This is a genomic window from uncultured Nostoc sp., assembly GCF_964245445.1.
Taxonomy (GTDB): domain Bacteria; phylum Cyanobacteriota; class Cyanobacteriia; order Cyanobacteriales; family Nostocaceae; genus Nostoc.
Map to the genome: position 1 here is coordinate 1 of NZ_CAXTNE010000091.1, position 11,096 is coordinate 11,096.

Below are 11,096 nucleotides of genomic sequence, written 5' to 3' on the forward strand. Positions count from 1 at the left end.
ATTTTTAGCGATCGCTGGTTTTTGATCCTACCTCACCAAATCGCGTTGCTCCCACATACTCTAGCCATTGATTAATTAGTTTTTGTCGCTGTGGGTTGCTAATGTGATGTAGCCTCCCATGCAATTCCATATTTTCCCAAACGCTTAAATCATTATCCACACTTACTTGCTGCAAGACTACGCCAATACTCTGTTTTGCCAACATTGCTTGGCTTCTCACATCATATCCACCTACTTCTATCCGTCCTTGGGAGGGTTTTGTTAGTGTAGTCAGCATCCGAATCGTGGTTGATTTACCCGCACCGTTCGGGCCGAGTAAAGCAAATATTTCCCCCGCTTCAATTTGGAATGACAGGTCATTAACTACAGGTACATTGTTGTAAAACTTGTAGACATTTTCTAGAAAGACAGCAGCAGTCATAGTCACTTTGCTCCAATTAAAAATTTAAAATCGCCAATTGATGCTAGCAAGCTAATCCTCCCTGCAAGAAGCCGCAGAAGCATCTACACCCTTATCTTGAAATTTAATTTCTCTTGGCGATTATATCTAGAATGACTGCAATTAATGTGTCTGGGTCTATTGGCTTGGCAACATGCTGCTGAAATCCGGCGGCTAGAGCTTGTTGGCGATTAACTTCTCCAGCATAAGCCGAGAGGGCTAAAGCCAAAATTTGTCCACCTTGTTCGGGTGGCATGGCTCGAATTTGTCGAATCAGCATATAGCCATCCATCTCTGGCATTCCAATATCACTTAACAAAATATCTGGTGGTGATTGCTCTATTGCTTCGAGTGCTTCTATTGCCGATGTTACAATACAAACCTCTGCTCCCGCCTGTTCAAGGACAAAGCCTAAAAAATCACAAATATCTTGATCATCATCAACAATTAGTAACCGTATTCCTGTTAGAGGTGAGGCGTTAAAAGTCAATAATGAGGAGTCCTTTTGTACTTTCTGGCTATAACTTTGTGCTTTCATTAAGGGAAACCTAACACTAAAGATGGCTCCCTGTCCTTCTCCAGCACTGTCTACCTGAACAGTACCTCCATGCAGTTCAACTAGATGACGCACGATCGCCAACCCTAACCCTAATCCGCCAAACTTCCTAGTTGTTGTTGCATCCGCCTGACGAAAGGATTCAAACACGTAGGGTAGAAAGTCTGGATTAATACCTTTACCCGTGTCGCTAACAGTAATTTGAGCCTGCAAGTCTTGGCACTCTAACCGAATTTCAACCCGTCCACCAGCGAAACTAAATTTTACAGCGTTACTAAGCAAATTCCAAAATACTTGCTGTAAACGAGCAGAATCTCCCAAAATCTGCCCAATATTTGGGTCAAATACTCTCTCAATTTGAATTGACTTCGCTTCTGCTGCTAAACGCACGGTTTCAATAGCCGCTTCAATCGTGGATGCCAAGTTAACAGGAGCCATTTCTAAATTGAGTTTGCCAGACAAGATGCGAGAGATATCTAACAAATCTTCAATTAATTGTGCCTGGAGTTTGGCATTGCGCTCGATTGTTTCCAAAGCGATAGCCGTTTTTGCGGCATTTAATGTCCCATTGCGAAGCAACCTAGACCAACCCAGAATAGGATTGAGGGGCGATCGCAATTCATGTGATAGCACAGCCAGAAACTCATCTTTAATCCGATTTGCTGTCTGAGCTTGTTCACGCGCAGCTTGCTCACGCAAAAAAAGTTGTTCGCGTTCAGCTTCCGCTTGCTTTTGCTTTGTAATATCGCGTGAGACAACTAAGAGTTGTGCAATAATTCCTGATGCATTTCGGACGGAAGTAATAATCACATCCCACCACTTCGGCTTGCCTTTGGCTGTGGGACAGTAGCCTTGAAATTGACCGACATTACCTATTTTGGCTGTGGCGATCGCCGAAGCGGCATTTTCTCGGTCTTCGCCTTCCCAAAAACTAATCCACTCGGCCTTAAGAAAGGACGCAGGATCATCAATTTCTAGAAGATGCAGCCCGCCTTGATTCAAGTAGAGTACCCGCCCATCTAACGTTAAAACTTTGATGCAATCATGACTGCTGTCTAAAATTCGTTGCTTTAACTCTTCACTTTCTCGCAGGGCGGCTTCGGTAAGTTTGCGAGCGCTAATATCCTTGAAAAGAACGGCGACTTGTCGCTGCTGCGGCTGCCCAATGCGGAATGCATAAACGTCGAACCAACGTTGTAGGGCAACAGCGCGATTCTCAAAACGAATGGGTTCGCCCGTCATGGCTACTTTGCCGTAAATTTCAAACCAATGCTTGTCATGATTCGGAACTAGATCACGTATCCTTTTGCCTTGTACGTCTTTGAGTCCCGTTTGTTTCTCAAAGGACGGATTGATTTCTAAAAAACGATAATCATTCGGTGTGTCGTTTTCATCAAACAGCATTTCGATCACGCAAAATCCTTCGTCAATGGACTCAAACAGCGTTCGATAGCGTTCTTCAGATCGGCGTAAGGTTTCTTGTGCAAGTTTGTGAGCGCTGATATCTGTGCAAGTGCCATACCAGCGAATAATTTGACTGTTTTCATTCAGCATTGGTAAAGCGCGGGTGAGATGCCAACGATAGGTTCCATCTGCCTGTCTCAAGCGATGTTCAACTTCGTAGCTTGTGCCCATTTGAGCGGCTTGAGTCCACACCGAGATAGTGTGTTCTCGTTCCTCTGGGTGGATGAGGTTCTGCCAACCGAACTCCTGGATTTGCTCTAGTGTCAACCCAGTGTAGTCAAGCCAGCGAAGGCTGTAATAATCTACCCGACCAATTGTATCAGCCGTCCACACCATTTGGGGAATGGATTCAGCCAGAAAACGAAAACGTTGCTGACTCGCAGCAAGGCGCACTCGTCCTAACTCTAGATTGGCGGCAACCCGTGCCAGTAATTCCCGTCGGCTGAATGGCTTCACCAAGTAATCATCTGCCCCAGACTCCAATCCTTCGACTGCCGATTCTTCTCCAGCCCGCGCAGACAGTAGCAGAATGGGAATTTCGCGCGTTCTTAAATCAGCCCGTAACTGCCGCAGCAACTCAATGCCATCCATTCCTGGCATCATGACATCGCTGAGGATTAAATCAGGCGGATCGTTGTATGCGTCAGCTAAGGCGGTTTCACCTTCAATTGCCACGTCCACGTTGTAGTACTCGCTAAGAATCCGTCGCAAATAATTCCGCATATCGGTGTTGTCATCCACCAATAGAATCCGGGCAGAAGAAGCAGGGGAGAATTCCTCCTCAAGAGTTTCTTTCGGGAGCCACCCTAAAGCTTCCTCAACATAAGACATTGCTCCAGAAGCAGTAGAAACACTGCTTTGACTAGCATTAAGGCAATCTAGGGGTAAGTGAGCCGTTCCAGTTGGCAATTGGACAGTAAAGGTACTGCCTTGACCGAAGGTGCTGTCAACGGTGATTGTCCCACCATGCATCTGGACTAATTCTTGCACTAGCGACAGCCCAATGCCCGTGCCCTCAAAGGTGCGACCTTTGACACCTTTAACTCGATAAAACCGCTCAAATAACCGGGGAACCTCATCTGCCGGAATTCCAGTACCAGTATCGCGTACTACCAATGATACCATCATGTCAACCGGGCGCAAAGAAACTGCAATCTCTCCAACAAAGGTAAATTTCAATGCATTGGAGAGCAGATTTAACACAATCTTCTCCCACATTTGGCGATCTACGTAAACGGGTTCTGCTAGGGGAGGACAATCCACAATTAATTGCAGCCCCGCCGAGTCAGCAGCAGACCGGAAAATACTTGCCAGTTCTGCGGTATACGTAGCTAAATCCATTGGCTCATAACTAACTATGGTGCGTCCGGCTTCAATGCGTGAGAAATCTAACAGCGTATTGACTAGCTTGAGCAACCGTGTGCCATTGCGCTGCACCATCTCCAATTTTGCTTGGGCTTTGGCTGGAAGAATTCCATCTAATTCGGTTAACGTCTCTTTCAGTGGCGACAGCATCAGCGTTAGGGGAGTGCGAAATTCGTGGCTGACGTTGTTGAAGAAGGTCGTTTTAGCTCGATCCAGTTCTGCTAATGCCTCCAATCGCTTGCGTTCTTCTTCATAAGCACGGGCATTAGCGATCGCGATCGTCATGTTACCTACGAGCAAATCGAAGAACTTCCGGTAATCCTCCTCAAAAGCCCTGTGGGGATTGATACCCAATACCAGCAATCCAACGATTTGTTTTTGTCCAGGTGGAATCAACGGCACGACCCAAGCAGCAGAGGGGGGCTTGTCCCAAGCTCCTGTGGGCAAAGCCCCAAAGCGAGTTGTCAAATCATCAACGATTGCTGCTTCCCCGGTATGATAAACTTGTATGAGTTTCCATGCATCGCTGTGTTGAGTTAAATTCACTCTCGATATTGCTACTGTTTCCTCCATTGGAGTAGTTGCAACCAAATTTGCACTGCTGCCATCTGCCTCCACCTGATACAGCATGGCAAACGGGATGTCATGAGAATTTGTTGCTAAGGCTTGAATTGCAGACAGACAAGCCGCTTCTGTGGTCTTTGCTTGAGCCGTTTCTCTACTTAGTAAGCTTAGGGTTTGTAAACGGCGATCGCCCAGCACTCGTCCTGTTGTTTCACTAACAATGCAAAAGACTCCGCCAACTTTCCCGCTTTCATCTCGCACAGGGTCGTAGGAGACATCGAAGTAAGTTTCCTCAATGTAACCGTGTCGATTCACGAAAAATAAATGATCTTGCGCCCAGAATGCAACTCCTGTCGCCACAACTCCCTTAAGCAAAGGTTCTAAAACATTCCAGACTTCGCTCCACGCTTCATGGGCAGGGCGACCGAGCGCCCAGGGATGTTTTGAGGCAAGAGCAGGGCGATAGGCATCGTTATAAAGCGTGATTAATTCCGAACCCCAGAAAAGGCAAATCTGAGCTTTAGAAGCCAGCAAGATGCTAATGGCACTCCGTAAGCTCTGGGGCCAATCAGCCACAGAACCTAAAGCAGTCTGCGACCAATCGAGCGATCGCATCAGGCTTCCAATTTCGCCACCTTCAATAAAAACACTGTTAACAGCTAGACCTTCTCTTTCAGGTGTCATTGCTGCTAGTCCTGATTGCTAAAGTATTTGGTTAATAGGTTTTCACCTGGTTCTCCCATATCATGTAACAATCTTTCAATCTGCTTGAGCGCTAGGGGAATTGGTCTATTTCGTCCATTCTCCCATCGATTAACACTCTGAAATGACACACCGATTTTGCTAGCAAACTCAACTTGAGACAGTTGCAGTAGCTGCCGAGCTTCCCGAATCAACGCTGCAATTTTTACATCTTCCAAGGCTGCCATCAAGTTGGGCTTTCCTCAATTGAACTATCTAGACTATAACAGATGTGATAAATGTAAAAATATCCGCAAATCAAGTTTATTGCCAATGAAGGCTCTTTCTTACTAGTAGTCTGTCACTTTAGTTACGAGGGGTGAACAAGTTCGTAGTAAGACTTGCTCTTTCAAGGTGACTGGTAAAATCTCTTTTTTTTCTTTGCGCCGCGCCAGTTGCTAAAGAGCGGGAACGCTAAGAATGTAGCTTGCTTCCCCATAGGGGTACAAGTCGGGGAATCCACGCAACGCACTGGCTTCTTTGCGTCTGGAGCGGTTCAAAAGCATTTTATTTAACCTTATTGGACACAGAGAACACATTAAGAGGTTAAAGTTTATCGAGCAAAATTTTTACCCACTTTGAAACGGGCTAGCTCTACTTAGTCATTTGTGAACAACAAAATTCCCGATTTCTTTGAGAAATCGGGAATCTAAAATTTCAATTTTCACAAATCAAATAGGATTCATATAGCGATTTTGATAGTAAGCCAAAATTTGATTAACTCGTTGCCGACTTTCTAAACCAGAGTTTGCTGTCCACGATATACACAAGCCACCAATTTGACTTTGATTGTAATCAAACTGTTGGGATGACTGGGGAATCAAATCCACTTTTACCCCTTCGACTTGATGTAAATGAGCTGCTATCTCTCTATAGACAGCTAAAGGCAAACCAGCGAATTCAATTTTTTCCTTAGTCTCCATCGTTATGAAGCTCCAACATTAAAAGGATTTGAGGGGGGCGTTGTCACTGAAACAGGATTGCCGCTAGCAGATGCAGCTGACGGCGTCGAATTGATAGCCCCTTCTCCTACCATTTTGGCAACTTCAATACCATATTGTTCTAGAATCACGATCGGATTGTAGCCCTGATTCATTTCAATACGTTTAACCAGTACGCCATTTGCTAATCGCTGTCCCGCCTGCACATAGCGACTCGTCGGCTCATCCGGTACTTTGATAATTGCCTGTGGTTCCTTACTAATTAAAACTACACCAGTCACAACAACTGCCTTTGCTAACTCAGGTTGTGCTGGCGGTGGCAATACAGATATTAAAGCTGGATTGGGGACAACTTGAGGCAAAACCTTAGGTAAGATTGAAATCAAACTAGGATTGACTTTTTTTGGTACAGAAGCAATCTTATTTTTTTTCTGATTTAAAGCTATGTTGGGTGTTGGAAGTTTTCGGACTGTTAAGGATGCAGTAGGTAGCTTAGGCAACACGGGAACAGGTCTTCCAATTGTTTTAGGCGGCATTCCGGGAGTCTGCCCGAAAAGTTGTGCAAACGGGTCAGCCCGGTCTTTTGATACCTGAACAAACCGTGCCCGCTCTGTAGCATTAGTGGATTGAATCAAGTTAGCAGATGCGGGGGTAACTTGTGAAACCTCTTTGGCAGGTATCACTGGATTCTTAAAGGATTGAGTCGTTGATGGCGACTTTGCTGTTATTTTGGGAATTGGCGCAGGATTGATCGCTTGTGGTGTATCTTCAGAAGCACATCCAGCGATCGCTAAAGTTAACATAGCTGCAATTGTAATTTTTAAATTTCTGCCCATGAGCTGTTCTCAAAAGCCATTGGAAAATTGGAAAGTTGAAATCAACATGCCTAAAATTTGTATCAAAGGCAAAGTATGTTCTCTTTATAACTTAACTTTTTAAATTTTGAGGGTTATTTTTAGCACTGCATACTGGGCATAACTGCGGCTTGGTGTTTATGCAATCAATCTTCTGCCACACCCATAAGCTGTTTCATCAAATCCAGACCTTTCTTAACTCTACGGGAAACTGTTACTACACTAATTCCCAGATGTTCTGCAACTTGTTTTTGTGTTAAATCCTGTAAAAACACACATTCCAACACATCGCGGGTGCGTTGTTCTAGCTGAACCAATGCTTGTTGCAAGCGAAGTTGGTCTTCTTGTACTAGTTGAAAGCTGCGATAGTTAGGATCTGGAACTAATTCTCCCAAACAGGTAGAGCCTTCTTCTCCATCTTGGATTGGCACATCGAGACTCAAGGGAGCGCGATTTATCCATGCTAATTTAATTTCTTGCCATTCATTTGGAGAAATTTCCAGTGCTGTGGCTAATTCCGAGTCTGTTGGTTGGCGATTATGCTTTTCACGCCAAGAACGTGACACTCCTATTGCTTGCTGTTGCAGTGCTAACCATTTGCGAGGAATTCGCACGGTGACACCTTTATCTCGAAGATAGTGTTGAATTTCACCTCGAATATAGGGAAGAGCATAGGAACTAAAAGCATGTCCCTTGGAAAGTTCAAATTTTTCAATCGCCCTGATTAAACCCAAAGATCCAACCTGGAGCAAATCATCGTAGGTTTCATGACATTGATTCGTCCAGTAGTGAGCTTCTTTTCTCACAAGTCCAAAATTAAGTTTTACCAGCTTATTCCGAACATTTTCTGACGGAGATTGCTGATATTCTCGCAACAACTGCCAAATTTCCTGTTTCAGTTCATTGGTTGTTGTGGTAGGCATAGCACCGTGTTCATTAAGTAAATCAACAATTAATTCCTCACTTTTAAACTCAGCTGCGAGCGCACGATATCAAAGATAATGTCGTGCTATATGCCTTAGCAAATTCTCTGGTAGATAACAACTTTTTTCTAAAGAAAATTCCATAGACTTGCTTGACAATCGAGCAAAGTTTAAATAAGCAAAATCGATATGAACTGTAGTTGTTTTAGGGACTACATAGAAATAAAATATAAAATTAGTTACCAAATATAAAACCGAGATTGTACTTAACTTTAATTAATTAATGCTGAAGCTAATTTTTATAAACAAAACAACAGTAGCTACAATTTTGTTGGGTAAGCAAAAGTTTGATTTACAGTAAAATTACGTGTTCATTAAACCAAAACTTATCCAATAATTAAAAATTACTAATAATTTGCAGAAAATAATACGTAAATTTACGCAAAAAGATACAACAAAAGGCATCTCGCCCTTTGTTGTATTTAAAGTTTCTTCCTCTTTGTGAAAAACGCCTAAAAAAAGGCAGAGCTGTTTCATTCTTTAAAAGCCTCTTGAAAAGCTGGGAACAAGGGAAGGAAGAATTTTTCTCTTGTCTCCCCTTGAACCTTTGTCTCTTTTCGTCGCTGTAATGCTTTTATAGGAATGGAATAGCCCTGAAAATGGGGGCAAAAAAGTTAACTTTTGTTATGAAACCTGATGTTTACAGAATTGTAGTTCTGAATGCCAGTCAGTTACCTAACTCCAGAGAGTTTAGCCACGAGTAGGTTCAACCCGTGCAAAAAATAGACCGCGAATCTTAACTTCTTTAGGTTCGCCAGCACCTAAATCAGTATCAGATGGCTGTTCGCTCTCGAAAGTACCAGCAATTTCACCACTAGAGCTATCGATTTTAGCGATTTGCAAAGAAATCTTGCCATTAAGATTTTCAGCACGCTTGACGTTAGTGCGGGTAAGTTCTTCATCATCCGCTTGGGCGGGGAGAGCCACAGCATTATCGTAGCCACTAACGACACCACGACCCTTTGGATCTAAAAAGGCAGCACCACGATAGGAAGGAACTTTGAAAGTGCCTTCAAAGTCCGTAGAGGTGTTAATGCTGCTCAAACTGGGTTGGGTTTGAGCAACCAAGTTTTTGATGGTGAAGAGGAAAGGTACTCGCTCACCACCAGGAAGTTGCACAGTGATGGCTTGGAAGTCAAGACCATCAGTTTCCTCAAAGGTAAGGCTATTATCTGGGTTAATTTTTAGGTTGCCTTGCACCTGGTCAATGGTGGAAGTGTATCTGGTCAACAATTTGCCAGCAACAAATTCTGCTTGTTGGCGTTTATTAGCAGGTTCTTCTTTGATAAAAAAGCTAGTTGGTTCTAAACAAAGTTCTTTGATGGTGTATGACTGGCTAGAATCAATGGGAATGGAGCCACGGCTTGTTTCTGTTAGTTGGGGGCATTTGTTAGCCAAGCCAGTGCCGCGAATTTGATCGTAAGTGAGTACATCTCTACCACTACTAACAGCAGGAGCATCACTACAAGCAGTTATTAGCCCCAGGCACAAAGCCAAGAATGCAACAATTAAAGCGCGATACCTCATGGTCAACCTCAATCTCAAAAATTAATATCTAAGTTGTAAAACTGCATCGAAGCTTTGATATTTGACGAGAAGCCATCCTTTATCGGACACTGCATTGCTCTGATTCTTGAGTTGAAACAAGTGTCCGGGCGTATAAGGTTGGCAGTCGCCACTCAAACTTTTCTCTGCTAAACGTACTTAAACGTGTCGCTGCTTCGCACTTTGCTCTTGCATATAGCAAAAGCGGCGTCGCCTAAGTCTTTTTGTATCATGTATGTGACGCCACTACATACAGCCCATTGTTTGATGGGTAAATCAGCCAGATCATACGATTTTTTTTAACTCAAAATCAAAGTACTCAAAATTCAAGAAAGTCTCATCCTGATCGCATCTAGCTGCCGTGGAGGCTATGGTAAAGGTTACTACGCTCTTTTACGAGTGATCGCAATTGCTTTTGATAAAGATACAAATCTAGTTATATTCACCCCTGACTCAACGAAGAGACAGGGGACAGGGGGAAAGGGAGATTCCAGAAAAAACTCATTTAGAAGCCTACAGAAGGTTCATTTTCTAGAGGAACTATTGGCAAACTAGGGAAAATTAAAAATCTCCGGTAAATTTGAGTTGACCTCATTTATACGGAAAGGATGGCATGGACAATAATAAAAATCTTGAATCAGGGGAGTTGTCCTGTAAACTCCAAGCGATCGCAACTGTGGTGTATGATGCAGTTCAAGATTGTCAAGGCGATAGTGTAGCTCTTTTGGCAATGCTTAGGCAATTGGAGCATTTACACCGAGAGATTCGAGACGGGGTTTTTCAAGAGAGTTTGCCTGTTAACCGTCGGCAACTCTACTCACTACTGAAAGATATTGAGTCTGAGGGAGGCTGGCCTTATATTGAGCGCATGAGATTACAAGCCTTTTTAGCAAATTTGCCACAAGAGGCTCCCGCAGAAAATAATCATGAAGTTTTGGAGAGCGATCGCTCATGCGGCTGATGATCTCAAAATAAATTTCTAGCCTGAATTAACAACTTGGATCGCCTCATCAACCGCTAAACTAAAAGCGGTTGCTCATTGAGGCTTCAAGCTAATTCGTAATTCGTAATGATGCTCTTAGGGACGCTCGTTCCTTACTATCGTTAAGGCTAACGTAATTTGTAATTAAAAAAGGTTTTTACTAGTTATACCATCACAAAGAAGGCGATCGCGCTCCTCAAGATTGTGGTTGTGTTTGAGGTAATTGCCCACCCAATTGCAACCACGAACAAGTAGGTCGTCAAGATGTAAATTCCACAAGATTATCGTGTTGTCATCACTCGCTGATGCTAGTGTTTGACCATCTGGGCTAAAACTGACACTTAATACCGGAGCATGATGCCCATTAAGACTTTTAATTAATTTGCCATCACGGCTCCAGAGTTTCACTGTACTATCCCAACTGGCTGCGGCAAGCAATTCACCATTGGGACTGAAAGTAACGGCATTAACGCTATCACTGTACCCCTTTAATAAGGTTTTTAATAACGTCCCATCCCGTCGCCACAGTTTTACAGTGTTATCCCAGCTGGCAGAAGCCAGTAACTCGTCAGTAGGACTAAAGCTAACACCTAACACCCAACTGTCATGGGGCGAAAAAGTTTTGAGCAAAGTACCATCCCGTCGCCACAGTTTCACAGTTT

8 protein-coding genes and 1 pseudogene are annotated in these 11,096 nt (G+C 43.6%); 1 reads left to right on the forward strand and 8 read right to left on the reverse strand.

Annotated features, from left to right (window positions below; genetic code table 11):
• Positions 1-52: 52 nt before the first annotated feature.
• The 7 genes and pseudogenes from ACFE90_RS16740 to ACFE90_RS16770 form a co-directional block, all read right to left on the reverse strand.
• Positions 53-421, reverse strand: a pseudogene (locus ACFE90_RS16740) (ATP-binding cassette domain-containing protein); the annotation flags it as partial.
• Positions 422-524: 103 nt separating this feature from the next.
• A complete protein-coding gene (locus ACFE90_RS16745) occupies positions 525-5,072 on the reverse strand; it encodes an ATP-binding protein (protein WP_375502398.1) in 4,548 nt (1,515 codons plus the stop codon).
• Between the two features lie 5 nt (positions 5,073-5,077).
• Complete coding sequence (locus ACFE90_RS16750; protein WP_375502400.1) at positions 5,078-5,317, reverse strand: helix-turn-helix domain-containing protein; 240 nt, start codon at positions 5,315-5,317, stop codon at positions 5,078-5,080.
• Positions 5,318-5,800: 483 nt separating this feature from the next.
• Complete coding sequence (locus ACFE90_RS16755; RefSeq protein WP_375502402.1) at positions 5,801-6,052, reverse strand: hypothetical protein; 252 nt, start codon at positions 6,050-6,052, stop codon at positions 5,801-5,803.
• 2 nt (positions 6,053-6,054) lie between these two features.
• Positions 6,055-6,906 carry a hypothetical protein gene (locus ACFE90_RS16760; protein WP_375502404.1) on the reverse strand — a complete coding sequence of 284 codons (852 nt, stop codon included), beginning with the start codon at positions 6,904-6,906 and terminating at the stop codon, positions 6,055-6,057.
• Between the two features lie 164 nt (positions 6,907-7,070).
• Complete coding sequence (locus ACFE90_RS16765) at positions 7,071-7,847, reverse strand: RNA polymerase sigma factor SigF (protein WP_375502406.1); 777 nt, start codon at positions 7,845-7,847, stop codon at positions 7,071-7,073.
• 750 nt (positions 7,848-8,597) lie between these two features.
• Positions 8,598-9,434, reverse strand: a complete 837-nt coding sequence (locus ACFE90_RS16770; RefSeq protein WP_375502408.1) for a photosystem II manganese-stabilizing polypeptide — start codon at positions 9,432-9,434, stop codon at positions 8,598-8,600.
• A gap of 631 nt (positions 9,435-10,065) precedes the next feature.
• Here ACFE90_RS16770 and ACFE90_RS16775 point away from each other — a divergent pair.
• Entirely contained in the window at positions 10,066-10,413 is a 348-nt protein-coding gene (locus ACFE90_RS16775) for a hypothetical protein (RefSeq protein WP_375502410.1), read from the forward strand.
• Positions 10,414-10,578: 165 nt separating this feature from the next.
• Here ACFE90_RS16775 and ACFE90_RS16780 read toward each other — a convergent pair.
• On the reverse strand, positions 10,579-11,096 hold a 518-nt coding region (locus tag ACFE90_RS16780), incomplete at its 5' end, for a WD40 repeat domain-containing protein (RefSeq protein ID WP_375502412.1).